This window comes from Catenulispora sp. MAP12-49 (genome assembly GCF_041262705.1).
Lineage (GTDB): Bacteria > Actinomycetota > Actinomycetes > Streptomycetales > Catenulisporaceae > Catenulispora.
Genome location: NZ_JBGCCP010000011.1, coordinates 134,037 through 159,411, shown reverse-complemented (window position 1 = coordinate 159,411; position 25,375 = coordinate 134,037). Strand labels below are relative to the sequence as shown.

Annotated in this window: 22 protein-coding genes; 6 read left to right on the top strand and 16 right to left on the bottom strand. The window is 71.1% G+C overall.

Annotated elements, in window-relative coordinates; all coding sequences use genetic code 11:
- Position 1: 1 nt before the first annotated feature.
- The 3 genes from ABIA35_RS21620 to ABIA35_RS21610 all read right to left on the bottom strand — a co-directional run bounded on the left by ABIA35_RS21620 (position 2) and on the right by ABIA35_RS21610 (position 4,970).
- The gene (locus tag ABIA35_RS21620; protein ID WP_370344053.1) at positions 2-1,366 is read right to left on the bottom strand and encodes a carotenoid oxygenase family protein; all 1,365 of its coding nucleotides are present in this window, start codon (positions 1,364-1,366) and stop codon (positions 2-4) included.
- Positions 1,363-2,850 carry an MFS transporter gene (locus ABIA35_RS21615; protein WP_370359073.1) on the bottom strand — a complete coding sequence of 496 codons (1,488 nt, stop codon included), beginning with the start codon at positions 2,848-2,850 and terminating at the stop codon, positions 1,363-1,365. Before ABIA35_RS21615 ends, ABIA35_RS21620 begins: the two co-directional genes overlap by 4 nt.
- Before the next feature lie 101 nt (positions 2,851-2,951).
- The gene (locus ABIA35_RS21610) at positions 2,952-4,970 is read right to left on the bottom strand and encodes an ATP-binding protein (protein ID WP_370359072.1); all 2,019 of its coding nucleotides are present in this window, start codon (positions 4,968-4,970) and stop codon (positions 2,952-2,954) included.
- 165 nt (positions 4,971-5,135) lie between these two features.
- On the opposite strand from ABIA35_RS21610, the gene ABIA35_RS21605 reads away from it, so the two are divergent.
- On the top strand, positions 5,136-6,269 hold the full coding sequence (locus ABIA35_RS21605) for an epoxide hydrolase family protein (protein ID WP_370359071.1): 1,134 nt from the start codon (positions 5,136-5,138) through the stop codon (positions 6,267-6,269).
- Here ABIA35_RS21605 and ABIA35_RS21600 read toward each other — a convergent pair.
- The 6 genes from ABIA35_RS21600 to ABIA35_RS21575 form a co-directional block, all read right to left on the bottom strand.
- Complete coding sequence (locus ABIA35_RS21600; protein ID WP_370344049.1) at positions 6,253-6,693, bottom strand: sugar:proton symporter; 441 nt, start codon at positions 6,691-6,693, stop codon at positions 6,253-6,255. The two genes, ABIA35_RS21605 and ABIA35_RS21600, sit on opposite strands and share 17 nt — an antisense overlap.
- Positions 6,694-6,816: 123 nt before the next feature.
- Positions 6,817-7,521: a LuxR family transcriptional regulator gene (locus ABIA35_RS21595; RefSeq protein ID WP_370359069.1), complete on the bottom strand. Its 705-nt coding sequence runs from the start codon at positions 7,519-7,521 to the stop codon at positions 6,817-6,819.
- A gap of 122 nt (positions 7,522-7,643) precedes the next feature.
- Entirely contained in the window at positions 7,644-8,276 is a 633-nt protein-coding gene (locus ABIA35_RS21590) for a LysE family translocator (protein WP_370359148.1), read from the bottom strand.
- A gap of 135 nt (positions 8,277-8,411) precedes the next feature.
- Entirely contained in the window at positions 8,412-9,665 is a 1,254-nt protein-coding gene (locus tag ABIA35_RS21585; RefSeq protein WP_370359068.1) for a HEAT repeat domain-containing protein, read from the bottom strand.
- A gap of 155 nt (positions 9,666-9,820) precedes the next feature.
- On the bottom strand, positions 9,821-10,201 hold the full coding sequence (locus tag ABIA35_RS21580) for a phage holin family protein (RefSeq protein WP_370359067.1): 381 nt from the start codon (positions 10,199-10,201) through the stop codon (positions 9,821-9,823).
- The gene (locus tag ABIA35_RS21575) at positions 10,201-10,602 is read right to left on the bottom strand and encodes an SHOCT domain-containing protein (protein ID WP_370344047.1); all 402 of its coding nucleotides are present in this window, start codon (positions 10,600-10,602) and stop codon (positions 10,201-10,203) included. Before ABIA35_RS21575 ends, ABIA35_RS21580 begins: the two co-directional genes overlap by 1 nt.
- 142 nt (positions 10,603-10,744) lie before the next feature.
- On the opposite strand from ABIA35_RS21575, the gene ABIA35_RS21570 reads away from it, so the two are divergent.
- The 4 genes from ABIA35_RS21570 to ABIA35_RS21555 all read left to right on the top strand — a co-directional run bounded on the left by ABIA35_RS21570 (position 10,745) and on the right by ABIA35_RS21555 (position 15,351).
- Positions 10,745-11,308, top strand: coding sequence for a UbiX family flavin prenyltransferase (locus ABIA35_RS21570; RefSeq protein ID WP_370359066.1), 564 nt, complete (start codon positions 10,745-10,747; stop codon positions 11,306-11,308).
- A gap of 150 nt (positions 11,309-11,458) precedes the next feature.
- Positions 11,459-12,637, top strand: a complete 1,179-nt coding sequence (locus ABIA35_RS21565) for an ROK family protein (RefSeq protein ID WP_370359065.1) — start codon at positions 11,459-11,461, stop codon at positions 12,635-12,637.
- A gap of 37 nt (positions 12,638-12,674) precedes the next feature.
- Positions 12,675-14,906, top strand: coding sequence for a discoidin domain-containing protein (locus ABIA35_RS21560; RefSeq protein ID WP_370359064.1), 2,232 nt, complete (start codon positions 12,675-12,677; stop codon positions 14,904-14,906).
- 79 nt (positions 14,907-14,985) lie between these two features.
- Complete coding sequence (locus tag ABIA35_RS21555; protein WP_370359063.1) at positions 14,986-15,351, top strand: hypothetical protein; 366 nt, start codon at positions 14,986-14,988, stop codon at positions 15,349-15,351.
- A 39-nt stretch (positions 15,352-15,390) separates the two neighbouring features.
- Here the strand turns inward: ABIA35_RS21555 and ABIA35_RS21550 are convergent, their stop codons facing one another.
- From ABIA35_RS21550 to ABIA35_RS21540, 3 genes are all read right to left on the bottom strand, one after another.
- Positions 15,391-16,293 (bottom strand): universal stress protein, encoded by a 903-nt coding sequence (locus ABIA35_RS21550; protein WP_370359062.1) that lies wholly within the window; start codon positions 16,291-16,293, stop codon positions 15,391-15,393.
- Between the two features lie 239 nt (positions 16,294-16,532).
- Positions 16,533-17,834, bottom strand: a complete 1,302-nt coding sequence (locus tag ABIA35_RS21545) for a glycosyltransferase (protein WP_370359061.1) — start codon at positions 17,832-17,834, stop codon at positions 16,533-16,535.
- 182 nt (positions 17,835-18,016) lie between these two features.
- Positions 18,017-18,883 (bottom strand): helix-turn-helix transcriptional regulator, encoded by an 867-nt coding sequence (locus tag ABIA35_RS21540; RefSeq protein ID WP_370359059.1) that lies wholly within the window; start codon positions 18,881-18,883, stop codon positions 18,017-18,019.
- A 164-nt stretch (positions 18,884-19,047) separates the two neighbouring features.
- Here ABIA35_RS21540 and ABIA35_RS21535 point away from each other — a divergent pair, with 164 nt between their 5' ends.
- On the top strand, positions 19,048-19,827 hold the full coding sequence (locus tag ABIA35_RS21535; RefSeq protein WP_370359058.1) for an NAD(P)H-dependent oxidoreductase: 780 nt from the start codon (positions 19,048-19,050) through the stop codon (positions 19,825-19,827).
- Between the two features lie 219 nt (positions 19,828-20,046).
- On the opposite strand, the gene ABIA35_RS21530 is transcribed toward ABIA35_RS21535, so the two are convergent.
- From ABIA35_RS21530 to ABIA35_RS21515, 4 genes are all read right to left on the bottom strand, one after another.
- A complete protein-coding gene (locus tag ABIA35_RS21530; protein WP_370359057.1) occupies positions 20,047-21,999 on the bottom strand; it encodes a transketolase in 1,953 nt (650 codons plus the stop codon).
- Positions 22,000-22,212: 213 nt separating this feature from the next.
- Positions 22,213-23,295, bottom strand: a complete 1,083-nt coding sequence (locus ABIA35_RS21525) for a hypothetical protein (protein WP_370359056.1) — start codon at positions 23,293-23,295, stop codon at positions 22,213-22,215.
- A 397-nt stretch (positions 23,296-23,692) separates the two neighbouring features.
- Positions 23,693-24,043: a hypothetical protein gene (locus tag ABIA35_RS21520; protein ID WP_370344036.1), complete on the bottom strand. Its 351-nt coding sequence runs from the start codon at positions 24,041-24,043 to the stop codon at positions 23,693-23,695.
- The gene (locus ABIA35_RS21515; protein WP_370359054.1) at positions 24,040-25,356 is read right to left on the bottom strand and encodes an MFS transporter; all 1,317 of its coding nucleotides are present in this window, start codon (positions 25,354-25,356) and stop codon (positions 24,040-24,042) included. Before ABIA35_RS21515 ends, ABIA35_RS21520 begins: the two co-directional genes overlap by 4 nt.
- Positions 25,357-25,375: the final 19 nt, after the last annotated feature.

Genomic DNA, 25,375 nt, shown 5'->3' with positions numbered 1-25,375 from the left:
ATCAGACTTCGAACGCTCCCAGGTCGGCGTCGGGGATCCACGAGCCGTGCACGCCCGCGGTCACCCGGCGCGGCAGGTGGACGGTGGCGATCCGGTCCAGGCCGGAGGCGTCGAGGACGAGCAGCTGGGAGGCGTCCTGCTTGAGGTCGGAGACCACGGTGAGCAGGTAGCCGTCGTCCTCGCGGGTGGCTCCGGCGGCGGCGACGAACACGGCCTCGCTGGGCAGGCGTGCGTCGCCGACGTGGTGGATGCGGCGGGCGCCGGTGGTGCGGTCGTACTTCACGACCCCGTAGGCGCCGAAGCCCTTCTCGTCCGGGAAGGAGATCGCGTAGTGATAGCGGTTCTCCGAGCCCAGATACTGCTCGTTGAGGGTCGGGAACTCCACGGTCAGGTCGTCGATGATCTGCTCGTCGACGGTGCCGGCCGCCATGTCGACGACCCACCGCCGGGTGTAGGAGCGGCTGGCCGGCTCGGTGCCGCGCTCCGGCGCGCCGATCCACCAGTTCCAGGACAGGCGGAAGCCCTCGCGGTCCACGGTCGGCCCCTCCAGGACGATGCGGCCCCGCGCGTCCTCGTAGGCGTTGGCGACGTGCAGCAGGTTGCCGGGCTCGATGGTGTACCAGCGGATCTGCCGGGCGCCGTCCTCGCCGCGCGGCATGACGCCGATGCGCGCCGGCTGCTGGTCGCTCCAGCCGTAGGGGATGCCGGAGTGGTCGGCCGGGTCGAAGGTGACGTTGCCCTCGACGAAGACCACGTGCCGGCCGGTGATGGCGAAGTCGTGCTTGAGCGAGGCCGTGGCGCCGGGGACCTCGGCGCTGTAGAGGATCTCGCCCTTGGCGTCGGCGACGTGGTAGACGAGGAAGGGCGGGAACGGCGAGGAGCCGAAGAAGTGGAGCTCACCGGTGGCAGGGTCCTGCTTCGGGTGCGCGGTCATCGCGGTGCGCAGCTTGCCGTGGAAGTCGTAGGCGCCGACCGTCTCCAGCTCCGGGGTGAGCTCGAAGGGCAGGTTCGACTCGCACAGCGCCAGCAGGCGTCCGCCGTGCTCGATGATGTGCGTGCCGGCGGTGCTGGCGGTCAGGTCCGGGCCGTGCTCGGTCATATAGGGCGCGCCGTCCAGGGCGGGCGTCTTCACCCAGCGGTTGCGGTACCACTCGGCGCGTCCTTCGCGCAGGCGGATGCCGTGCACCATGCCGCTGCCCTTGAACCAGTGGGTGGGGGTCACGCCGGGCTTGGGGTTGTGGCCGTTGCGGAGCATGCGGCCGGCGAGCTCGGGAGGCAGGGTGCCCTCGACGGTGAGCTCGGTGGCGGTGATCTCGTCGGGGACGGGGGTGAAGTGGCCGGTCAGGTAGGGCTTGGGGGAGTTCATGATGAGACCTCTTTCTGGATGGTGATGCGGCGGTTCAGCAGTGATTGACGGAGTGGTCTGATGAGCGCCATCGCCAGCAGCCCGGTCGCCGCCATGACGGCCGCCGAGACGGCGAACGCGGCCCGGTAGCCCGCGGTGAGCGCCTGGAGATGCGACTGGTGTGTCGCCGCGTGGGCGGTGACCGAGCCGGCGAGGGTGGCCAGCGCGGCGAGTCCGACAGTGCCGCCGACCTGGCGCGTGGTGTTCACCAGGCCGCCGGCCAGCCCGGCATCGCCCGGCGGGACGCCTTCCACGGCGAGGTCGGTCAGCTGAACGAACGCCACGCTCAGGCCGAGGCCGACCAGGACGCTCGGCCCCAGCACGTCGGCCAGGTAGCTGCCGTCGGCGCTGATCCGGGACAGCCACAGCAGACCCGCGGCCTCGGTGAGCATGGCCCCGGTCACGGTCGCGGTGGTGCCCAGGCGCCGGCGGACGCGCGGGGCGAGCGCGGATCCGAGCATGTTGGCGGCGGCGAGCGGCAGCTGGCCCAAGCCGGTGACCAGCGGACTGGCTCCGAGGACTTGCTGTTGGTAGAGCGGCAGGAAGAAGAACAGCGCGATCCAGATGGATCCGAGCAGCGCCATCAGGAGGTTGCCGACGGCCACCCGCCCGGTGCCGAACAACCGGGGCGGTATCAGGGCATTGGGTCGTCGCAGCTCGATCCGGACGAAGAGCGCCAGCAGCAGGGCCGCGGCGGCGAGGGCATACAGCACCGGGCCGTCCGTCCAGCCGGCGCTGCGTGCCGTGGTCAGGCCCCAGACGAGCGAGGTGAGGGCGAGGGTGACGGCGGCTGTGCCGAGCAGGTCGAACTTCGCGGGCTCACGGTCCGCCGTCTGCGTCGGAACAGCCGGAACAGCCGGAACGAGGACCACCACTGCCGCGGCGACCAGCACGGACCCGATCGCGACACAGTAGAAGATCCACGACCACCCCCAGGCTTGGGTGAGCACCCCGCCCAGCAGAACGCCCCCGGCACCTCCCGCCCCGGACACCGCACCCCACACAGCCAGCGCCCTGCCACGCTCCGCTCCGGATGGCGACAACTCCATCGCCAGCGCCAAAGCGGCCGGGGCGATGGCGGCGGCCCCGAGACCCTGCACCGCGCGGGCCGCGATCAGCGTTCCGGCAGAGCTCGCCAATCCGGCACCCAGCGAGGCAGCGGCGAAGAGCGCGAGGCCGAGAATCAGCACCCTGCGCCGCCCCAGCATGTCCGCCGCCCGCCCACCGGCCAGCAGGAGCGCCCCGAAGGCCAGCCCGTAGGCGTTGACCACCCAGGTCGTGTCACCGTCCGACAGGCCGGCCCCGGCCCGGATCTGCGGCAGCGCCACGTTCACGATCGAGGTCGCGAGCATCACGGTGAACTGGGCCGCGGCGAGCACGCCGAGCAGCACCGCGCGCCGCGGAGCAGGTGGTGTTCGCCCTGGTAGCGGGCGCTGTGGGTTCATGACGCACAGCTTCGTGCGCAGGGCTGTCCACTATCCAGGTCGTTCGGGGGCGGGGACTGTCCACTGCTGTCCGGTGGTGTCCACCGGGATGGGGCAGCCGCTCACCGACCCCCGTGAATCTCCACCTGCCACAACGCCTCGCACAGCAAATCAAGCCCCTGCCGAAGATGCCGCCGGTAGGTCCCGTACGGAAGCCCCAAGCGCCGCGCGGCCGCCTCCTGCGTGGGAGCGCCGGAGAAGTACCCGGCGGTCAGCGCCTCGCGGGCGCGCACGCCGCGCGGGTCGGCGGCCAGGTCGTCGACGCTCCGGCGGAGCAGGGCCCGGAGTTGCTCGACCGGATCCTCGGCGAGGTCCGCCGCCAGGCGGGTGCGGGCCAGGGCGCAGGCGGCGAAGGCGGCCGGGTCGCGCCAGTGCGGGAGGGCCTCGCGGACGGCCTGGTCGAAGGAGGTGCGGGAGAACGCGGTGGGGGAGAAGGCCGGCGGGCCCGAGGGCGCTGATTCGGGGCTGGTGGTAAGGAACCGCAGCAGCCAGCTCTCGACGGACACTTTGCGCCAGTCGACGGCGAACACCCCGTAGCTGTGCTCGCCGACGCGGGGCCGCTCCCCGGTGTCGTCGAGGGTCCCCGCGACGCGCTCGCCCCAGGTCTGCGCGTCCTGGAAGACGGCGAAGCCGTAGGCGCGGCCGCGGGCCCGGGCGGATTCGGCGTGGGCGCGCGAGCTGCTCAGGTCGATGACTCGGGAGGGGACCTGGTAGCGCTCCGGGTAGATCGAGAAGCGGCTGATGCCGATGTGCTCGCCGGGCTTCACCGGGTCGGTGGCCTCCGCGTACTTCCAGGCCGCCGCGACGACGGGATCGGCGGCCAGGTCCTCGGGATCGGCCGGTGCGCTCAGGGCGAGGCGGGCCGTGAACGCCACCATGCGGCCCGTGCTCACCAGGCGGTAGACGCTGAACGCCTGCGGCTGGCGCCGCGCCCAGTAGCGGACGATCTCCGCCGAGGCCGTCCCCTCGGTCTCCTCCGCCATCCGCAGCACCGTGTCGAGGTCTTCCGGCTGAAGCGGACGGTCGTGCACCTCGTCCTCCCGGGACCAGGTACGCAGCCGTGCCAGCGTCTTCCCCTCCCGGAACAGGTAGAAGAGCTCGTCGGTGACCGTCCACCCGCGCTCCTCGGGGGCCTCGCGCAGCAGGCGCAGGTACTCGTCCGCGAGGCGCCGGCGCATCGCCACGAAGGCGTTGGGGGCGCGCCACCGCAGGTCGGCGGCCAGGGTCTCGCGCGCGGCGTCGTGGGGATGGAGCCCGCGATGCGTGGACTCCATGAAGGGCAGATCCCGCAGCCACGCGAACAGCTGGTGGGCGTCCTCGTCGGGCAGCACCGCCGCGAGCAGTTCCTCAGAGGTCGAATACGCCTGCGCCGCCACCTCCAGGGCCCGGCGGTGGGCGGCGCTGGGCACCTCGCCGATCAGCCCGGCCAGCAGCGTCCGCAGCATGTCGGCCGACGGCGCCCACATCTCCTCGCGGCCCCACCCCGCCGGGCCCGCGGCCGCGGCCAGGGACAGCGCCAGCGGATTGCCGCCGGTGAAGCGGAGCACCCGATCGCGCAGCTCCGGCTGGATGTCCGAGGCCGCCAGCAGGCTCTGCGCCTGGTCCTGGGAGAACGGCTCCAACTCGGTCACGTACAACAGGCCCGCGCAGGCGGGGTCGGCGATCCAGTGCGTCGGCGGCCGCAGCCGGCCGGCCACGACCACCATGGCGTTGTCCGCGCCGCGGGGCAGGAACTGGTACCACAGCCAGCTGTCCAGCCACTGGCAGTGCTCGAAGGAGTCGACGAACAGCACCGTGCCGGGCACGTCCAGGAACCGGCCGGCGGCGCGCTCGAAGTCCACCGGATCCCGGCTCACGAAGCGTCCGTCGAGCTCCACCAGAGCCCGGCCCGCGGTCCGGGCCTCGTCGGCCAGGCGCCGCAGCAGCGTCGACTTCCCGATGCCGCCGGGCCCGCAGAGCATGAACGCGAACGGCTCGGGCGGCTCGTCGCCCAGCGCGCGGGTGAAGAGCTGAACTTGCTCGTCGCGGCCGATGAAGCTGCGCACGCGCGCCGACCTCAGCCGCTCTCCGACGGACACCATGGTCAGAGAATCCCCCAGAGCTCCCGGCGACCGCAAACCCCGGAAGGGCTCGTGCCGACGCCACCGGCGTCGGCGGACGGCGTCGGCGTTGAGGATTCGGCGATGTCGGAGGCTCGCGGCAGAATGATCGGGTACGCGATGAATGAGCTTTATGGAAGGACCGTGATGCCGGACACCACCGCGCTGATCTCCGTCACCGACGCCGACCTGGCGGACCTGCGGGCCCGGCTCGCCGGCGTGCGCTGGCCGACCGCCTTGCCCATCGCGGGCTGGGACGCCGGGACCGCGATGGGGGAGGTGCGCCGGCTCGTGGAGTACTGGGCCTCTGACTACGACTGGCGCTTCCACGAGGCGGCCATCAACGCTCTGCCCTCGCACTTCGCCGAGCTCGACGGCGTGCCGGTCCACTACCTGCGCTACGAGGGAGAGCATCCCGACGCGCTGCCCATCGTGCTGACGAACGGCTGGCCCAGCAGCGTGCTCGAACTGACCGGCCTGGCGGAGCGGTTGGCGTCTCCCTCGCGCTTCGGGGGCCTGGCGCGCGAGGCGTTCACGGTGATCGTGCCCTCGCTGCCCGGGTTCGGCTTCTCCCCGCAGCGGCCGTCGCTCGGCGGCACGCAGCAGACCCACGAACTGTGGCACCGGCTGATGCGCGAGGAACTGGGCTTCGCGCGGTACGGTGCCCACGGCGGCGACCTGGGAGCGGGCATCACCTCCAGGCTCGCCGAGGCGTATCCGGCGGAGGTCGCCGGCATCCACCTGATGGCGGTCGCCAGCCCGGTGTCCCCCGACGAGGCGAGCCTCACGCCGCCGGAGCGCGCGTACCTCGACGAGGTCGCGGCCTGGACCGCGCGCGAGGGCGGCTACATACACGAGCAGAGCACCAGGCCGTTGACGCTCGGCTACGGACTCGCCGACTCGCCCACCGGGCTGCTGGCCTGGATCCTTGAGAAGTACCGGGCTTGGAGCGACTGCGGCGGCGACGTCTCAAGCCGCTTCAGCGACGACTTCCTGCTGACCCAGGCGTCGCTGTACTGGTTCACCGGGACGATCTCGACGTCGTTCCGGCCGTACTACGAGAACGGCGAAGGGCTGACGCGGCGGGTCGAGCGGGTGGACGTGCCCACGGCGGTGGCCCTGTTCCCCGCCGATCTGGGCCACCCGCCGCGGAGTTGGGCGGAACGCGTCTACAACGTCGTGCGCTACACGGCCATGCCGCGCGGCGGGCACTTCGCCGCCCACGAAGAGCCGGAGTTGCTGGCGCGGGACATCACGGAGTTCTTCAGTCCTCGACGATGACGGTGCCCCGCGAGCCGCCGCCCAGCCCGGCGGCGATGCACAGCACCGAGCCGGCGAGCGCGAGCCACAGGCCGACCTGCAGGCTGTGGTCCGTGGAGCGCTGCACCTGGATGATGAACAGCACCGAGCCGACCAGGCCGATCGCGCCGGCCAGCCGGGTCAGCCAGCCGGTGACGTCGGCCAGCCCCAGCACGGCCACCAGCCCGACGAGGATCGAGGCGCCGCCGACGGACTGCACGATGTCGGTGGTGCCGCCGAAGCCGCTGTCGAACAGGGCGCGCCAGGAGACGTGGCTGCCCTGGGTGCTTCGCGTCCAGTTCATGAACGCACCGACGATGAGGCCCGCCGCGCCGAGCGCGGTGAGCAGGATCCGGGATGTCACACCAGTCGATCCGGTGCGTGACATCGGCGTGTGGACGACCATGGGGTCCGCCTCCTCACGGTGCCGGTTGACGAGTGTCGAAGGAGTCTCCTTCGGTTCGGCACCACCGGCTCCGGGTGTCCCGGTCGCAGGCTTCGAAACAAGAGGCCTGGCGGCCGCGTCCCCTCACGCGGCGGCGCGGACCAGCCGGCGCCGCGTGGCCGCGCCGCTGGTGTCGACGACGACCGCCAGCAGGCGGTGGTTGATCGCCGTCTCGACGGCGTTGGCCCGGGAGGTGACGCCGAGCTTGCGGTAGACGCGCCGCAGATGCGTCTTGACGGTCTCGATGGACAGCGACAGGTGCACCGCCACCTGCTCGGAGGTCAGTCCGTGGGCCAGGCCGGCCAGCACCTGGCGCTCCCGGGGGGACACCGTCGGCGTCTGGGGCCCGGGCCGCAGAGCCATGACCCCGCAGCCGTGCGCCAGCGCCACCGCGTGCGCGGCGTTGCGCGCCCCCAAGGCCCGGTAGATCCGCGACATGTGGCTGGCCACGGTGTCGGGAGCCATGCCCAGCCGCCGGGAGATCTCGTCCCGGCCGCGGCCCGCCGCGACCAGGCTGAGCACCTCGACCTCGCGCGGCGTGAGCGCGCGGCGCTGGGCGTCGTCGGCACTGACCCGCAGGCGGACGAGCCCCGTGCGTACCACCGGCGCTCCGGCTCGTGCCGCGACGGCGGCGTGGGCGACGTGAGCGGTGTGGGCGGCATGGGTGGCTTGGGCGGTGCGGACTGGTCGGACGGGATTCATGACGGTCATGGCGGCGGGCTCCAGAGTCTCGGGCGGCACGGTGCCGGCACCGCCCGTTCGGGCCACGGCGGTGTCGCGCGCCCCCATGTCCCGATCCGTGCGGACCATGCACCCGGATCGGCAGAGAATTGCGCAACCCGGCAACTGGAACCCTGGAACCCTGGAACCCTGGAACCCTGGAACCCTGGAACCCTGGAACCCGCCGGCTCTCACCGCTCGGCGGCCAGCCGCACCCCCAGCCCGATGAACACACCGCCGGTGGCCACGTCCAGCCGCCGCTGCGCCCGCTGCCGCCGGGCGAACCACCGCCCGATCCGGCCGGCCAGGACACCCACAGTTCCGTCGACCACGAACTCCAGGGCGACGAACACCGTGCCGAGGATCGCGAACTGGAGCCAGACGCGTCCCAGGCGCGGGTCGACGAACTGCGGCAGGAACGCGATGGTGAAGGTGACCATCTTCGGGTTCACCAGGTTCGTCAGCAGGCCGCGCAGATAGGCCACCCGCCCGGGGATCCCGTCGGCCCGGCCGTCGAGCGCCAGATGCCCCTCGCCCCGGTGGCGGATCGCCTGCACGCCGAGGAAGACGAGGTACGCTCCGCCGCCGATGCGCAGGGCGGTGAAGGCCGCCGGGGCCGCGGCGAAGAAGGCGGACAGGCCCGCGGCCGCCAGGGCGATGTGCACGATCTCGCTGGTGGCCACGCCGGCGGTGGCGAGCAGGCCGGCGCGGGGTCCGCCGCGGACTCCGCAGCCCAGGACGAAGAGCATGTCAGGACCCGGGCTGACCATCGCGACGGCCGTGGTGATGAGGAACAGGAGGAAAAGGTGCTGCTCGATCGGCATGGATGTCGGCATGGATCAAGCGTCGCCGGGGCTCGGACCGTCGGGCAACATGTTTCCGGTCTGCGGGAATCGCCGGGTGGTTCAGTGTCCGTGTCCGTGTCAGTGTCAGTGCCAGTGCCAGTGTCCGTGTCTGTATCAGTGTCCGTGGTCGAGGTGGAGCGCCCCGGTCGGCATCCCCCGCTCGCGGCCGCACGACGTCAGCGCCAGCACCCCGCGGCCCCGAACGGTGTTGTCCGGCCCGAGCTTCGCCGGATTCACCGACAGCAGCCCGGCCACCGCCTCGGCGTACGCCCCGCCGTAGCCCTCCTCCTCGGGCAGCGGGTCGCCGATCTGCGTCTCCGGCTCGAAAGCGTCGTAGAAGCGCACGATCTCACCGGCGCGCGCGATGCACCACGAGGTCCATCCGTCGCCGCAGCTGGTCCCGTACCAGTGAGCCTCGCCGAACTCGGTGCTCAGCCGCCGGCACTTCTCCTGCACCAGCGCGAACATCGTCTCGGGCTTGGAATCCTCGGCGTGATCCACCTCCGGCGGGGTGCCGAAGGCCAGCGTCCAGCCGTCCACAGCGGGGGTGAGGTACGTGCGGCGGCAGGAGTTGTGCGAGTACCAGTCGTGGTGGTCCCGGTTCCAGGCTTCCGCGCCCATGCTCATGGGGACGGTGATGGGATCGGACAGGTCCAACGCTCGCAGCACCCTGTCCTGGTCGTCGGTCGGCAGGGCCAGCCAGCCGCCGCACATGTGCATCGGCGAGGGTTCCTCACCCAGGGCCGCGACCTCCAGGAAGCGGCGGATCGCCACCTGGTCGCGGGCGTCCAGCCCTTGGTAGCCGACCAGTCCCAGCAGCAGCTCGCGCAGTTCCGGCCGCGCCACCTTGTCGGCGGTGCGCCGGGCCCGCAGCAAGAAGGGGACGATGTCCTCGCCCGCCGAGCCGAGGGTGTTGTAGGCGGCGATGCGGACGTTCCCGTCGGGGTCCGACATCATGGCCAGGATCGCTTCGGCGTGCTGCTGGACCACCTCGCCGTGGTCGCTGAGCGCGCTGACCGCCGCCTCGCGCACGGCGGCGAGTTCGTCCGCGAACAAGGGCAGGAACATCGCAGCCCGGTCGGCGATGTCCAACTCCGCGAGCGCGTAGCGGAAGCGGGCGTTGAGCTTCTCGGGATGGCCGGCGCGCAGCGCGGCGATCAGCGGCTCGACGGCTTCTGGGCCGAAGTGCTTGAACATCCACGCCGGCGGGGCCTTGGCGATCTCCGACTCGCCGGCGACAAGGATCGGGATCAGCTGGTCCATCGCGACCGGGCCGTACTCCGCGATCCGGGGCGCGAACTCGGTGAAGTCACGAGTCTTCTCGAGCTCCGCTATCAGCTCGGCGAGACGCTCTGAGGCCGGTGTCATGGCCTGAAGGGTAGTTGATCGCCGGATCCGGGTTCTGTCTCGGCAGCTCCCGCCACTCGGCGACGGTCCCGAGCGCGGCCGCCGTCAGCCGCCGCCCGCAACTCCACACGCGGGTCATCCGGCGGCTGCTTGTCCGGCTGGTTGGCCGGCGTTTCTCAGCGCCTCTGCCTCTTGCGCTCGCGCTTGGGGCGGCCCAGCGGCGTGAGGGTGAGCAGCCAGGTGAAGATCGCGATCAGCAGTGCGCCCCACAGGGCCGATCCGAAGCCGTCCAGCACCAGGTCCGGGGATCCGGCCGCGACCATCCGGAGGAGTACCGCGTTGATGACGATGCCGAACAGGCCGAGGGTCAGCAGCATCAGGGGTGCGGTGATCAGGCGCAGGATGGTTCCGAGGACGAGGTTCAGCAGGCCGAAGACGGCCGCGATCCACAGTCCTCCGGAGATGCCGCCGCGCAGCCACATTCCGGGCGAGATCCAGGCGGCGAGGGCGAATGCCAGCGCGAGGATGATCCAGGAGGCCAGCAGCCGTTTGAGCATCAGGCGGCCAGCAGCTTCTGCTTGGCCTGCTGGAACTCCGCGTCGCTGATCGCGCCGGAGGACTTCAGGTCCGCCAGTCTGGCCAGCTGGTCGACGGTCCCGTTGCCCTGGCCCGCGGAGGAGCCGGCGGTCTTGCGGATGTAGTCGTCGAAGGCCTGCTGGTTCTGCTCGGCGTGGGTCTGGGCGCGCTCGGACATGCGATCGCCGCGGGCGATGAGGTAGATGAAGATGCCGATGAACGGCAGCAGCAGCACCAGCAGGGTCCAGCCGACCTTGGCCCAGCCGCTGAGCTCGTGGTCGGTGAAGACGTCCGCGATGATGCGGAACAGCAGGATGAGCCACATGACCCAGATGAAGAACCAGAAGATCATCCAGAAGGCGTTCAGCAGGGGATGGGACATCGCTGTTGCTCCTCTCGTCCTGTCGTGACGTTAAGAGCGCCGGATGGGACGGACACGGCGGGAGCGGCATTCGGGGGAGTTATCCGCGCGATATAGCCGCGGCCTACCTTCGGCTCCGAACAGGAGTACAGGAGGAGGACGCATGGACAGGCAACGGCTGGTGGTCGGGATCAGCGGTGCGACCGGCATCGCCTACGGGATGCGCGTGCTGGAGCTGGCCCGCAAGGCAGGCGTCGAGACCCACCTGGTGGTGACGACGGCCGGCCAGCAGACCCGCGCCCACGAGACGGACCTGACCGCCCGGGACCTCGCCGCGATGGCCGACGTGTCCTACCGGCCCGCCGACATCGGCGCGGCGATCGCCTCGGGCTCCTTCCGCACCGCCGGGATGATCGTCGCGCCCTGCTCCATCAGGACCCTGTCGGCGATCGCCTACTCCAACGGCGACAACCTGCTCACCCGCGCCGCCGACGTGACGCTCAAGGAACGGCGGCGGCTGGTCCTGATGGTCCGCGAAACCCCGCTCACCCTGGGCCACCTGCGCGCGATGACCGCCGTCACCGAGTCCGGCGGCATCGTCATGCCTCCCGTCCCGGCCTTCTACCTGCGGCCGCAGAGTGTCGCCGACATCGTCGACCACACCGCCGGACGAGCGCTGGACCTGCTCGGCATCGACGTGCCCGACCTGCCCCGCTGGGGTGAGTGAGGGAACGAAGGCTCTTGACAGCGCATCCCCCGGTGCGGAATATGTAAGCGATCTTAAGTTAAGACGACTAAGAAATTAGTCGAACGCTGACCGGCCCGCTGAGAAACCCGCTGAGAAGCCCGCTGAGAAACCCGGGAGGAACGCCCCGCCATGGACCCCGCCACCACCTCCTCCCGCAACGCCCGGCGCGGCCTGTTCCACGTCGAGCCGGAGCGCCGCACCGTCCCGGGCCGGACCAAGGCCAGCACCCTGGACAGCCGGGTCCACAACCGCTCGCTCATCCTGGCCACCCTGTATCAGGACGGCGCGATGACCCGCGCCGAGCTGGGCCGGGTGACCGGGCTGACCGCCCCGACGGTCTCGGCGCTGGTCGCCGAGCTCGACCAGGAAGGACTGCTCGCGGACATCGGCCCGCGCGAAGGCGTCCGGCGCGGCAAGCCCGCCGGTCTGGTGCGGATCGTCGACGACGCGGTCTGCGTCATCGCCCTGGACCTGTCGCACAGCGACCGCTTCGCCGGCGTCATCACCGATCTGCGGGGCCGCGTCACGGCCCGGTCGCAGGTCCCCATCGGCGACGCCCTCGGCACCGCCGCCGAGAAGCTGGTGTTCCTGCTCGCCGCCGACCTGGTGGACCAGGCTCCGCGGCCGGTGCTGGGCATCGGGGTGGGGACGCCGGGCATCGTCGACGCCGAGGGAGTCATCCGGCAGGCCGGGCACCTGGAATGGACCGACCTGCCCTTGGCACGGCGGCTGACCGAGCGCTTCGGCGTCCCGGCGCGCGTCGGCAACGACATCAACGCCGCCACGCTCGGCGCGCGGCACTTCCGCGGCGTCGCGGCGCACAACGTCATGGTCGTCTCCATCGAGCACGGCGTCGGCGCCGGACTGATCGTCGGCGGGGAACTCGTGGAGGGCGAGCAGTTCGCGGCCGGGGAGATCGGGCACGTCACCGTCGACGACGACGGTGACCCCTGCATCTGCGGCCGCCGCGGCTGCCTGGACCTGCTCATCGACGCCGCGCACGTGCGCGCGGCGCTGGCCGCCGCCGGGGAGGCGGGGCACCGCGGGGTGCTGGAGCGGGCCGGACGCGCCCTGGGCGTGGTCCTGGCCCCGATCGTCAGTGCCCTGAACCTCAACGAGATCGTCCTGGCCGGACCGGCCGACCTCGTCGACGGACCGTTCCGGGAGTCGGTGGCCCGGACCGTCCAGGGCCGCACACTGGCGCCGATCAGCGCGGCGGTGGCGGTCCGAGCGCTCGGCGGGGATCACGAGCTGATCCCGCTGGGCGCCGTCGGCCTCGTTCTCTCTGCCGAACTCGGGGTTTTGTAGACGCCTTCACCGTGCCCGACCGGAGGAGCACCATCCCATGAGATCACTGTCATCCGCGGCACAACGCGCCAAGGCTTCCGTCGGCATAGTGGTGATCGCCGCCACCGCTTTGACGACAGCCGGCGCCCTGACAACAGCAAGTGCCCTGTCCACAGCAAGTGCCCTGACACCGGCCTCGGCGACTCCGCCGAACGCCACCTACACGGTCACGGTCGGTTCGACGGGCTCCTACCCGTACGGCACCGACAGCCCGGCCACCCCGTACATCGACAAGGACGGCACGTTCTACTTCCAGGAGTCCTTCTCGCAGTACGACGCCGCGACCTCCCCCAACCACTACTGGCAGTTCTACAGCGGCACCGACTTCGACCACTCCTCGGAGAACACCGCCATCAGCAACGCGGTCAACCCCGCCAACCCGCAGGACAGCAACGCCAACACGACGTGGCGCTGCGACAACGGCCCGACCGGCGTGACCGCGACCGCGGGCGGCGGCTATTCGCTGCCCGACTACTGCGACCTGATCGGAACCTGGGTCGATCCGGACACCGGAAACTGGTACGGCCTGGTCCACAACGAGTTCACCGGCAGCCCGTTCGGCGACGGCCTGCACTACGACTCGATCGACTACGCGGTCTCCACCGACCAGGGCAAGGTCTGGGCGATCACCGGGCACGCGATCACCTCGCCGTACAGCACCCAGCGCGGCGACACCACAGCGTTCCCGAACCAGACCTACTACTACGGCGACGGCGACCCGCGGCTGTTCGTCGACCAGGCCTCCGGCTACTTCTACCTCGGCTACAGCACCCGGGTGGTGCCCAAGGGCGGCGTCGGGGGCAGCACCGACTGGCTGGAGCACGTGGCCCGCGCGCCGATGTCGGGCAAGATGGCGACCGGCACATGGCAGAAGTGGTACGACGGCTCCTGGTCGCAGCCCGGCGTCGGCGGTCTGGAGAGCAACGTGGTTCCGGTGTCCTCGGCGAACCCCACCGGGTACACGCCGGTCGCGAACGACTACAGCCCGGCCGACGCCGGCACCGTCGACCAGCAGATCGCCGCCGGGACCCTGCCGCCGAGCTCGGCGCTCGCCGACATGAACATCTCCTATGACGCCTATCTGGGTCTTTACATAGCCACGCCGCAGTCGGACCAGTCCAGCAACAAGCCGCAGCAGTTCTACGTCACCGACGACCTGTCGACGCAGAAGTGGTACCCGGCCGGCGACTCCGGCAGCGCCACACAGGCGTCCTGGTACCGCTGGCTCGTGGACGGCGCGAACGCCACGAACTCCACGATCGTCGGCAAGACCTTCCGGTACTACTGCGTCGTGGAATGCGGGAGCTTCGGCGGGTACACGAACATCACGCTCGACTCGACCTCCCCGGCCGCGCCGCCGGTCGACACGACGAAGACCTACGCCATCGGCACCGGCTCGGGGCAGGTCCTGACCCAGGCTTCCGGCAGCACCGCGACCACCTCCGCACCCGCCGACGGATCGGCCCTGCAATCCTGGGCGTTCGCGAGTGACGGCGACGGCTCGTTCACCGTCACCAACGCCGCCACCGGCCAGGCGCTGGGCGTCGACTCCACCGCCCCGGCCAACCGCGCCTGGGGCACCGCGCCGAAGGCCACCGCCTTGTCGGGCGCCCCGACCGTGGGGCAGCAGTGGTTCGTCATCAAGAACACCTCCGCGCCCGGCACGTTCCGCCTCGTCAACCGCTACAGCGGCCTGGTGCTCGCGATGTCCTCGGCCGCCGGCCGCCTGGTCGAGACCACCCCGGTGCGCTCCTGGACCGACACCAGCGGCAGCGCCGTCGGCGCCGGGCGCGCGGCCGCCGACCAGACCCTGACGTTCACCGCGTCCGGTACCACCGCCACCGACCTGGCGCTGAACCGGCCGACGACCGCCTCCTCGGTCGAGCCCGGCACCGGCTTCACCGCGAACCTGGCGACCGACGGCAACCCGGCCACCCGCTGGTCCAGCGCCTACGCCGATCCGCAGTGGCTGCAGGTCGATCTGGGCACGACGCATCGGATCAACGAGGTGAAGCTGTCCTGGGAGGCCGCCTACGCCAAGGCGTTCCAGATCCAGACCTCGAACGACGGCACGACGTGGACGACGATCTACTCCACGACCGCTGGCAAGGGCGGGGCCCAGGACCTGACCGGGCTGTCGGGGTCCGGGCGCTACCTCCGGATGTACGGCACCGCGCGGGCCACGGGGTACGGCTACTCGCTGTGGTCGTTCGGGGTGTACGGGAGCTGATGCGAGGGCCGGCCGGGGCTTGGAGCCCCGGTCGGCCTCTCGGCTCGTCCCCTCGCTGCTCCGGACGCATACTGGAGCCGTGACCAAGAAGCCCCAGAAGCCCCAGAAGCCCCAGAAGCCACGGCCCACGCCGCGCCTTTCGCCCAAGCGCCGCTGGCTGACAGTGGCCGCCGTTCTCGGGACGATCGCCGCCGAGACGGCGTTCATGCGCCGGCGCGGTTACAGCGTCGGGCTCCACACGGTCGTCCGGTGCCGCAAAGATCACCTGTTCACGACGATCTGGATCCCGGGGGCGTCCCTGAAGTCCATCCGGCTGGGGATCGTGCGGTTCCAGTACTGCCCGGTCGGCCGGCACTTCACGTCGGTGCGACCGGTGAAGGACGCCGAGCTCACCGAGGAGATCCGGGTCGCGGCCGCGCTGTACCACGACGTCTCGATCCCCTGAGCCGCTTGCGCCGGTAACAGCGCCTACCTTGCCAGGGCCTTACTCCGGCGCCGGCCCGTTCGGCACGACCGCCATCGGGCACTCCCCGTGGTGCAGCAACGCGTGCACCACCGGCCCGATCCACAACCGGTGGTGTCGTCCCCCGTCCTGGCGCCGTGCGCCGACCACCACCAGCGCCGCCGACTTGGTCGCCGTGACCAGCGTCCCCTCGATCGCGCCGCTCTCGACCCGCCAGGCCTGCTCGGCGCCGTGGTGGCGGGCGGCGGCCGCCCGCACCAGGTCGGCCAGGCCCTGCCGGCGCTGCTCCTCGGTCAGCGTGCTGTCGTGGCCGAAGCCGATGCTGTGGCGCAGATGGTCCATGCTCGACGGCTGCTCCCAGGCGTGGACCACTTCCAGCGCCGCGTTCCGGCGCGCGGCTTCGGCGAAGGCGAAGTCCAGCACGTCGTCGCAGGGTTCTACGACGTCGACGGCCGCGACCACCGGTCCGCCGTCGGGGTGGTGGTCCCCGTCGCCGGCCGGGACGATGAGCACCGGGCAGGCGGCGTCGGCCAGCACCCGCAGCGTCACCGAGCCCGGGATGGTGTCCACGGCGCCGCCGTGGCTTCCGACCACCAGCAGGTCGGCGTGCCGGCTGGCCTCGTCCAGGACGTCCCAGGGCCGTCCGGCGACCACGCGCCCCTCGACCGGCAGCCGCGGATGCCACGAGCGGACCTGGGTGATCGCGTGCCCCACCAACAGGTTCGCGGAGTCGCTCAGGTCCGTCGGCGCCCATTCGGCGGTGTCCGGCAGCGGCAGGGTCGCGCCCTGGGGGATCGGCCCGGGATAGGCGTTGACGACGACCAGCGCCTGCCCGTTCCGCACGGCCGTCTCGGCCGCCTCGGCGAGGGCCCGGTCCCCGGACCGCGACCGGTCGTAGCCGACGACGATGCCCTCGCTCCTCATCGCGAACCTCCACGGCCTCGGGCCGGCGGCCGGCACCGACTCACCGATTTACCGACTCACAGACTCACAAATTCACAGACTCACAAATTCACAGACTCACCGACTCGGCGCTCCCGACCGGCCGTCGCGACCGGGATCGGCGCCGCCTTCGCGACGCGGGTCAGACGGCCCGCGCCGGGTCATGAGACTTCTCCCATCCTCGGCCCGCCAGGGCCGCCGACGGCGTCGGATGCGCCCGATCAGGTGAATACCGCGTCCGCGTGCCGGCCGAGTCTCGCCGGCCGGGCTGTGCTGCCCAAGCCGCCCAAGCCGCGCCGCCGGGCCCGCTCGGCCGTCATGTCCCGGACCACCCCGGCGAACTGTCGGGCGACGGAGGGCCAGCCCAGCGTCGCGCCGACACTGTGCGCGGCGGCCTGCGCGGCGTGCAGCCGCTCGGGGTCGGCGAGCAGGCCTCGCAACCCCTCGGCGAACGCCGCGCTGTCGCCGGGCTCCACGATGTTCCCGGCGCCGGTGCGCAGCAGGTCCTGCGCGTAGCGGTAGGAGGTGGAGACCACGGGGCAGCCGGCGGCCACGGCGAAGGTGAGCGCGCCGGAGCTGATCTGCTCGGTGGAGTGGTACGGCGTCAGGAACACCTCGGTCGCGGCCAGCAGCGCCGCGATCTCGTCGTCGGTGAGGAAGAAGTCCAGGAACCGGACCCGGTCCTGGACGCCGAGGTCGGCGACCAGCCCGGTGAGCCGGTCGCGGTAGTCCTCGCCGTGCTGCTTCGCGACCTCCGGGTGGGTGGCCCCGGCGATGACGTAGACCAGGTCGGGGTGCTCCTCGGCCAGGTCGGCGACGGCTTCGATCGCCACCTCCAGCCCCTTGCCCGGCGAGATCAGCCCGAAGGTGGAGACGATCCGGCTCTGCCCGCTCTGGTCCAGCAGCTCGGCGACCTCCGGACGCACCTCGCCGGCGACACTCGTGCCCCGGCGCGGGCCGGGCACGTGCTCACGGTCCCAGTCCTCGCGCAGCGCCGTGGGCGCGCCGTGGGGGACTATGAAGATCCGGTCGGCCGTGGCCATGCCGGTGGACGTGATCATCGCGCGGGCCGCCGGGGTGAACACGGCGATCGCGTCGGCGCCGCGGCACAGCCGGCCCAGCGCCGAGGCCTGGCCGGGCGAGGGGTGCGACAGCACGGTGTGCAGGGTCACCAGGTAGGGGACCCCGAGCTCGGAGAGCCGCTGGGCGAACAGGTTGATCCAGTCCCCGTCCGGCCCGCCGAAGATGCCGTATTCGTGCTCGATGACGACCGCGTCCACGCCGGCGTGCGCGATGCTCTCGGCGACGGCCGGATAGTCCGCCATGGTGTGCTGGCCGATGACGAAGTCGGCCTGGCCGTCGTAGTCCAGGCCCTCGTTGTCGATGGCGCAGATCAGCGTCCGCATGTCCGGTGCCGCCTGGTCCATGGCCGTACGCAGATCGTGGGTGAAGGTGGCGATGCCACAGTGGCGCGGGAGGTACGTCGATACGAAGGCGATCCTGCTCGGCCGGTCTGTGGCCATGGGCGGTTACTCCTGTCGTCGGCACGAAAGTCGTAGCCATCACGATATGCGATCGTTTTGCCCCTTAAGGGAATGACAACAGATGCAGACCGGCCGGCAGTCGGGCATTTCAGTGACTGGAGTGACGCAATAAGACTATTGATGCGCATGGGATGTACGGGGACGCATATAAGAGAGCGAAATCACACCTGCGTGTCCACGATGGAGGCGAGCTCCTGATCGGCGGACGCAGCCCCCTGATCGCCGTCCGCACCCAGCCCGGCCAGCAAACGCAGGCCGTCCTCGGTGGGGCTGCCCGGAGCCGCCGACAGTACCAGCAACTCCATGCTGCTCTCATCCGGCAGCGCGAAGTTCTCCACGTGCAGCTCCAACAACCCGACCAGCGGGTGCCGGTAGGCCTTGCGCCCGTGTGTGCGGGCACGGACATCGGCGCGGGCCCACAATCGGCGGAAACGCTCGCTGCCCATCGCCAACTCGCCGATCAGCGAGGCCAGGCGCGGGTCGTCGGGGTACTTGCCGACGGCCAGGCGCAGGTGCCCGACCACGTCCAGGGTGCACTGCTCCCAGTCCGCGTACAGGCCGTGCTCGGCTTCCTCGAGGAAGATGTGCCGGGCGATGTTCAGCCCCGGGATCGGCCGCCCGTGGAGCAGGACGGCCAGCCGGTTCCCGGCGAGCACGTCCAGGCGGTGGTCCATGATCTGCGCGGGCGCGTCGGCGACCAGGTCCAGCACCAGCAGCAGTTCGGGCCGGATCCGGCTGCCCGGCGTCTTCACCCGGCGCCGCCGCTGCCGCGCGAGCCGGTACAGGTGCCCGCGTTCGGTCTCGTCCAGACCGAGGACGCGGGCCAGCGCGTCCAGGACGTGCTCGGAGGGCTGGGTCGCGCGGCCCTGCTCCAGGCGCACGTAGTAGTCGACGCTGACCCCCGACAGGTGCGCGACCTCCTCGCGGCGCAGCCCCGCCACCCGCCGACGGCTGTCCGCGGGAATGCCGACGACCGCCGGGTCGACCCGGGAACGCCGGGTCCGCAGGAATCCAGCAAGATCGTCCATGCCCTCAGTATGACCTCCGCGCCGCGCCCTGAGACCGCGCGAGGGTGGTCCTGCCGGTACCAGGAACTCCAGGCCATGGGAACTCCAAGCCGTGGGAAGCCGCGCCCCTGAATACCGGGCGCCGCCGTGCTCAGAATCGAAGGCACCCGAACTCAGGAGTGCTCATGAAGACACTGATCGTCTACGCCCACCCGGAACCGAAGTCCCTCAACGGATCGCTGAAGGACCTCGCGGTCTCCACGTTGGAGGACGCCGGCCACGAGGTACAGGTGAGCGACCTGTACGCCATGGACTGGAAGGCGACCGTGGACGCCACGGACTACGGCCCCGACGCCTCGCATCCCCTCAAGGTCGCCCTGGACTCGGGCCGCGCCTTCGACGCCGGCACCCTGACCCCGGACGTCCGCGCCGAGCAGAAGAAGCTGCTGTGGGCCGACGCGATCGTCTTCCAGTTCCCCCTGTGGTGGTACGCGATGCCCGCGATCCTCAAGGGCTGGGTGGACCGCGTCTTCACCTACCACTTCGCCTACGGCGTCGGCGAGCACAACGACACCCAGTACGGCGAACGCTTCGGCGAGGGCACACTCGCCGGACGCAGGGCCCTGCTGTCGGTGACCGCCGGCGGCCCGGAGTCGCACTACGCCGCGCGCGGAATCAACGGCCCCATCGAAGACCTCTTGTTCCCGATCCAACACGGCATCCTGTACTACCCCGGCATCGAGGTCCTGCCCCCGTTCGTGCTGTACGGCACCGACCGAATGACCGACGAGAACTACCCCGACGCCGCCAAGGCCTGGCAACAGCGCCTGCTCACGCTGGAGACGACCGAGCCGATCACCTTCCGCCGCCAGAACTTCGGCGACTACGAGATCCCCTCGTTGCAGCTGAAGGAAGGGCTGGAACCGGCCGGCCGGACCGGATTCGGACTCCACGTGCGGGGCTGACGCGGGGCGGCGGTGGTGTGGGTAGCCAGCACCACCTGCCCAGACCATCAGCCGCCAACGTAGCCCCGACCACCGCCTTACGACCGCGCCCCCCCAACGGATCCCGCAAACCATGCGCGAAGCCGTAAAAAGCTTCTAAAGCCAACCCACCAACCAACCGCACCCGCACCCGCACCCACCGAAGTCAGTGGCGCCAGCCTTGTCGGGTGAACGCCGAGGCTATCCGCGCTCAGCCTCAGCCCGAGCCTCAGCCTCAGCCCGAGCCTCAGCCCCGCTCCCCGCCAGCAGCCGCCCGGCCGCCGCCACGATGTGCTCCGCGGACAGGCCGGCCGCCTCAAGCTCCTCGGCCGGCTCCCGCGAATCGGGCATGATGCGCACGGCCAGGTGGCCGAACCGCCGCACCGGAACGCCTTCAGCGGCGAGCGCGCTCAGCACGGCCTCGCCCAAACCGCCCTCGGGGTGGTGGTCCTCGACGGCCACCAGCACCTCGCTGTCGGTGGCGGCCCGGATGAGGGCCGCGACGTCGATCGGCTTGACGGAGTACAGGTCCAGCACGCGGGCCGAGATGCCGTCGTGCGCCAGCATCTGCGCCGCCTTCAGGCATTCGTGGACGGTGACCCCGGCGCCCAGCAGCGTCACGGGATCGTGCTCGGTCTCCCGCAGCGTCTTCGATCCGCCGATCGGGAAGTCCTCGTCGGCGTCGTAGAGGATCGGGTACGCGCCGCGGGTCGCTCGCAGATAGCTGATACCCGGCAGGCCGGCCATCGTGATGGTGAGTGCCGCGGCGCTCGTGGCGTCGGCCGGGTACAGCACCGTGGATCCGTGGACGGCCCTCATCATCGCCAGGTCCTCCAGGCCCATCTGGGACGGGCCGTCGGGGCCGATCTCGACACCGCAGTGGGTGCCGGCCAGCGCCAGGTCGACGTTCGAGACCGCGGCCATGCGGATGAAGTCGTAGGCCCTGGTCAGGAAGGCCGCGAAGGTCGCGGCGAAGGGGCGGTAGCCGTCCGCCGCCAGTCCGACCGCCGTCGCGAGCATCTGCTGTTCGGCGATGTAGCACTCCACGTACCTCTCAGGGTGCTGTTTCGCGAACTCCTCGGTGTACGTCGAGTTCCCGACTTCGGCGTCCAGCACCACGACCTTCGGGTTCACGCCGAGCGCGGCCAACCCCTTGCCGAAGCCCAATCGGGGCGCCGCGGGCTTGTCGATGGGGAACGTCGGACGCACGGGCTCCCGGCCCTCCAGGCTGTCACCGCCCCGCTTGACCTCCCTGACGTCATCGCGAGGCTCCGGCGCGGGACCCTGGACCGTCAGGCCCCTGATCCCTCCGAGCTCCTCGATCGCGCGCTCGGCCATCTCGGCGGGCAGCGCCTTGCCGTGCCAGCCCTCCTTGTCCTCGACCTCGTGGAACCCGCGGCCCTTGTGCGTCCGGGCCACGATCACGGTCGGCTTCAGACTGCTCGACGCCGAGCGCAGCGCCTCGTCGATCTCGGGCAGGGCGTGGCCGTCGATGACGATCGCGTGGCAGCCGACGGCCTCGGCCCGCTGCGCGTACCCGGCCGTGTCCCACTCCAGAGTCGTCGGGCCGCGCTGGCCCATCCGGTTGACGTCGATGATGACGGTCACGTGGGCCAGGCCCAGCCGCGCCGCCATGGACAGGGCCTCCCAGACCGAGCCCTCGGTGAACTCCCCGTCGCCGCACAGGATCCACATGTGGCGCCCGCTGTGCTCGGACCAGCGCCAGCCCAGGGCCATGCCCACGCCGATGCCGACGCCCTGGCCCAGCGAGCCGGTCGCGGCCGGGACCCAGGGCAGGACCGGCGTCGGGTGGCCCTGCAGGCGGCTGCCCGCCCGGCGGTAGTCCTCCAGCAGTTCGCGCTCCGTGACCACGCCGGCGGCCTTGAACATCGCGTAGAGCAGCGGCGAGGCGTGGCCCTTGGAGAAGATCAGGCAGTCGTTGCCGGGATCGTCCGGATCGGACCAGTCGTAGCGCAGGTAGCGGGTCATCAGCACCGCCATCAGATCGGCCGCCGACATGCTGGAGGTCGGATGGCCCGAGCCGGCCGCGGTACTGGCGCGGATCCCGTCGACCCGCAGCTGCTGACCGAGCTCGGCGATCTCCGGAAGGCTGGACCGGGAGTCCAGGACTTCGGTGGTGAGGGCGGTGCCCATGATCACTCCTTCGCGTCTTCTGCTTCCTCCTCGCCGACCTCACCACGATCGCGATCGCGACGACGATGAGCACCCCGTTGCCCACGATCAGCGCTGTGCCGAACAGGACCGCGGCGGCGATCACCGCGCTCACCATGATCCACGGGGTCCGGGTCGAACGCTCGGCGGCATACGTCGCGTGGCTGGCATCCATGACACGCTCCGTACCTCGTTTTAGCGTCGGATCCCGCCCACGCCCTGGTGAAGCGCCTCGGACATCTCCACCGGCAGGATCGCCACCTCCGCGTCGGTGAGCGTGGCGGCGCGGATCAGGACGTCGGCGACGGGTCCATGCCGTTTCTCGGTGTCCGGCACGTCCAGGCCGGAGGCGGTCTCGGCGATGTCGGTGGGGCCGGGGCCGAACCAGGCCGAGTCCTCGGCGCCGCCGCTGCCGACCAGCAGTTCCCGCAGCTCACCCCGGGCCAGCGCGCGGATCACCTCGGACACGCCCTGGCCGGCGGGGGCGTCGCCGCCGTTCTCCGGGTCCGATCCGTTGATCACGGCCGCCACGGTCTCCCGCAACCGGGCATCCACCATCGCGGCGAGGTCGACCGGCGTCGTCTTTCCCCGGTCTGCTTGCGTGCGCCGTTCTTCCGGAACGGCCTCCACCTGGACGCGTTGGAGCGCCCACGCGGGAAGCCTGCCCTGGAAGGACTGCACCGCCCGCGCGTCACCGGTCACGATGACCAGGCGTGCGCCGGAACTCGACAGCGCATCGGTGACGGCCTCGGATGCGCCGTTGCCGTTGCCGTTGCCGTTGCCGTTGCCGTCGCCGGGAGCCGGCGCCGTGATCGTCGTGACCTCACTCCACGGCGAGTGCCGCACCGAGACTTCCGTACCCGTGCGGCCCAGGGCGGCCAGGACATAGGCCGGCCGATACTGCTGCCAGCGCAGGAACGGAACCACCTCGGGCAGCGCCGACCTGCTGACCCGATCGGTCGTCAGATCCGCCTCCGGCATGGTGAACGTCCGCACCGAGCCGTCCCGCCCGACGAAGACCGCCACCGCTCCCGGTCCTTGCGGCACATCGCCGAGCGCCTCCTCCACGGCACCCAGCACCACGGTGCCGGTCGCGGCGCGCAGCAGGTGGTGCCGGACCATGCGGCGGCGCAGGGCCACGTCGTCTCCGGTGGGATCGGCCATGCTGAAGTAGACCGAGGCTATGGGCTCCGGCAGGTCGTAGAGGTCGCGGAGCAAGGCGGGGCCGGCCTTGATCAGGGAGTCGAGGGCCGCTGCCCGGTTCCGTTCTTCGCTCATCGAATCCCCTCTGCTCATCGATTCCTCCAGCGCGGCATGTCCAGGAGCTCGGCTTTCGCGCCGTCCTGGCAGGTGACGGTGCTACCCGATCAAGCCTGTACCAGTGCGTGACCGGTTCTGCGGAAACTAAACGGCCCCGTTTCGAATCCCGCCGACGCGCGGGCCGTTTGAACCCCGTGATCCGGGCAATCAGGACCACGGCCGCCCCGGACCCCCTTTCCGCGCGGCCGACCGCATTCGCGATGTGCAACGGCGAATGCGTGGCGAGGAGGAGTCCTGATGCGTCAGGGTCGTCTCGCCCGCGAGGACGCGTCATCCCCAGGCGCCTCCGGAGTCGGGCGGGATTCGCACCCCGCATCGGGCTCCTCTTCGCTTGGCTCGGAGGCCAGGCACGCGGCTACGTGTAGCGCTCGTCGTGCTCAGCGAAGTCCTGGTACGCCGCGACCACTTCCTCGAACAGCGCATTCGAGATCACGACCGGCTCGAAGTGCTTGAAGAACGAACTCAGCTCGACCGTGTCCGGCCCCCGCCGGATCGCACCGGCGCTGTTGGTGCTCAGCGAGTAGTTCGGCCCATGCTCGGCCAGCAGGCTGTGCCAGACGGGAAGAATGCTCCGCACAGCGTCCCGGTCCTCGTGGGGCAAGCCGTCGAAGTACCACTCGAAGGCGTTCGCCACGTCCCCGCGGCCGGGCGGGTACTCGAGCGCGACCGGGCTGTCTTCGTGGTCGAGGCCCCAGCGCCAGATCACCGGGCCCCGACCAACGCACCCGCAGGCTCGGGGATGTCGCGCATCCCCCGCAGCGGCGAGAAGAAGAGCCAGAGCCCTGACAGGCAGCCCCCGGCCGTCGCGATCCACAGCGATGTGCGCACGCCCACCGTCGCCGCCAGTGCTCCGCCGACGATGCCGCCCAGGGGCAGGGTGCCCCAGGTCACCCAGCGGGAGGCGGCGTTGACGCGGCCGAGGAGGTCCGGGGGGCAGGTGGCCTGACGGTAGCTGGTCAGGGCGATGCCGCAGACGGTTGCCGAGAAGGTCCAGGATGTCCAGCCGGCTGCGAACAGCAGGCTCAGCCGGCCGGGGCCGGCGGCCGGGATCAGCAGGCCGGGGAGGGCGAACACGGTCATCGAGAGCCAGCTGATGCGCGCCGATCCCACCTTGTTCGCCAGCCGGGCGGCGGTCAGGCCGCCCACCACGCCGCCGCACGCGCCGGCCGCCAGCATCAGGCCGACGTAGCTCGGGCGCAGGTGGAGGGTGCGGACCAGGAACACCGGGCCGAGGGATTCGACCATGATGACGAAGAAGTTCGCCGATCCGCTCCAGGCCACCGCGCGGCGCAGGATGGGATCGCGGGCCACGAAAGCCAGCCCCTCCCTGATCTGCGTGCGCATGCGAACGCGGCCGACCGCGACGTCCCGAGGCCCCGGCTCGGCCTTCCGGATCGCCAGCAGCGTCCCCGCCGACACGGCGTACGACACCGCGTCGCCCGCCATGGCCTTGGCCGCGCCGATCACTCCCACCAGCGCCGCGCCGAGCCCCGGCCCGGCGATCTGCGCCACCGACTGCGACGTGCTGAGCTTCCCGTTGCCCTCCATGAGCTGGTCGCGATGGACCAGCGTCGGCAGGTAGCTCTGATACGCCACCGAGAAGAAGACCGTGCACACACTCGACAGCAGCGCCACGCCGTACAACTGCCCCAACGTCAGCACCCCGGCGACCTGCGCCACCGGAACCGACCCGAGCAGCACCACCCGCGCCAGATCGCACCACAGCATCAACCGGCGCCGCGGAAGCCGGTCCACCAACACCCCGGCCGGCAACGCGATCAGCAGGAACGCGCTCGTCGTCGCCGCCGACAACAGCGCCACTTGAAGCGCGCTGGCCTTCAAGACGACCAAAGCGACGAGCGGCAGCGCCAGCACCGAGATCTGCGACCCCACCTCGCTCACCGTCTGGCCGCCCCACAACAGCAGGAAGTCCCGATTACGGCGAAGCGGCTGGAACGGCTGGAGCGGCTTGAGCGGATTGAGCGCGTCGGGCCGGAGCCGTGCTGCCTCGGATGCCATCTCTTGATCGTGACAGCTG

Coding starts and splice junctions, on each gene's coding strand:
- ABIA35_RS21595 (WP_370359069.1), bottom strand. CDS start 7,521: ATGGGGGCGCGCGACACCGCCGTGGCCCGAACGGGCGGTGCCGGCACC.
- ABIA35_RS21600 (WP_370344049.1), bottom strand. CDS start 6,693: ATGGTCGTCCACACGCCGATGTCACGCACCGGATCGACTGGTGTGACA.
- ABIA35_RS21610 (WP_370359072.1), bottom strand. CDS start 4,970: ATGGTGTCCGTCGGAGAGCGGCTGAGGTCGGCGCGCGTGCGCAGCTTC.
- ABIA35_RS21525 (WP_370359056.1), bottom strand. CDS start 23,295: ATGAGCGAAGAACGGAACCGGGCAGCGGCCCTCGACTCCCTGATCAAG.
- ABIA35_RS21615 (WP_370359073.1), bottom strand. CDS start 2,850: ATGAACCCACAGCGCCCGCTACCAGGGCGAACACCACCTGCTCCGCGG.
- ABIA35_RS21550 (WP_370359062.1), bottom strand. CDS start 16,293: ATGAGGAGCGAGGGCATCGTCGTCGGCTACGACCGGTCGCGGTCCGGG.
- ABIA35_RS21620 (WP_370344053.1), bottom strand. CDS start 1,366: ATGAACTCCCCCAAGCCCTACCTGACCGGCCACTTCACCCCCGTCCCC.
- ABIA35_RS21530 (WP_370359057.1), bottom strand. CDS start 21,999: ATGGGCACCGCCCTCACCACCGAAGTCCTGGACTCCCGGTCCAGCCTT.
- ABIA35_RS21575 (WP_370344047.1), bottom strand. CDS start 10,602: ATGTCCCATCCCCTGCTGAACGCCTTCTGGATGATCTTCTGGTTCTTC.
- ABIA35_RS21560 (WP_370359064.1), top strand. CDS start 12,675: ATGAGATCACTGTCATCCGCGGCACAACGCGCCAAGGCTTCCGTCGGC.
- ABIA35_RS21565 (WP_370359065.1), top strand. CDS start 11,459: ATGGACCCCGCCACCACCTCCTCCCGCAACGCCCGGCGCGGCCTGTTC.
- ABIA35_RS21590 (WP_370359148.1), bottom strand. CDS start 8,276: ATGCCGATCGAGCAGCACCTTTTCCTCCTGTTCCTCATCACCACGGCC.
- ABIA35_RS21545 (WP_370359061.1), bottom strand. CDS start 17,834: ATGGCCACAGACCGGCCGAGCAGGATCGCCTTCGTATCGACGTACCTC.
- ABIA35_RS21540 (WP_370359059.1), bottom strand. CDS start 18,883: ATGGACGATCTTGCTGGATTCCTGCGGACCCGGCGTTCCCGGGTCGAC.
- ABIA35_RS21580 (WP_370359067.1), bottom strand. CDS start 10,201: ATGCTCAAACGGCTGCTGGCCTCCTGGATCATCCTCGCGCTGGCATTC.
- ABIA35_RS21515 (WP_370359054.1), bottom strand. CDS start 25,356: ATGGCATCCGAGGCAGCACGGCTCCGGCCCGACGCGCTCAATCCGCTC.
- ABIA35_RS21605 (WP_370359071.1), top strand. CDS start 5,136: ATGCCGGACACCACCGCGCTGATCTCCGTCACCGACGCCGACCTGGCG.
- ABIA35_RS21570 (WP_370359066.1), top strand. CDS start 10,745: ATGGACAGGCAACGGCTGGTGGTCGGGATCAGCGGTGCGACCGGCATC.
- ABIA35_RS21585 (WP_370359068.1), bottom strand. CDS start 9,665: ATGACACCGGCCTCAGAGCGTCTCGCCGAGCTGATAGCGGAGCTCGAG.
- ABIA35_RS21535 (WP_370359058.1), top strand. CDS start 19,048: ATGAAGACACTGATCGTCTACGCCCACCCGGAACCGAAGTCCCTCAAC.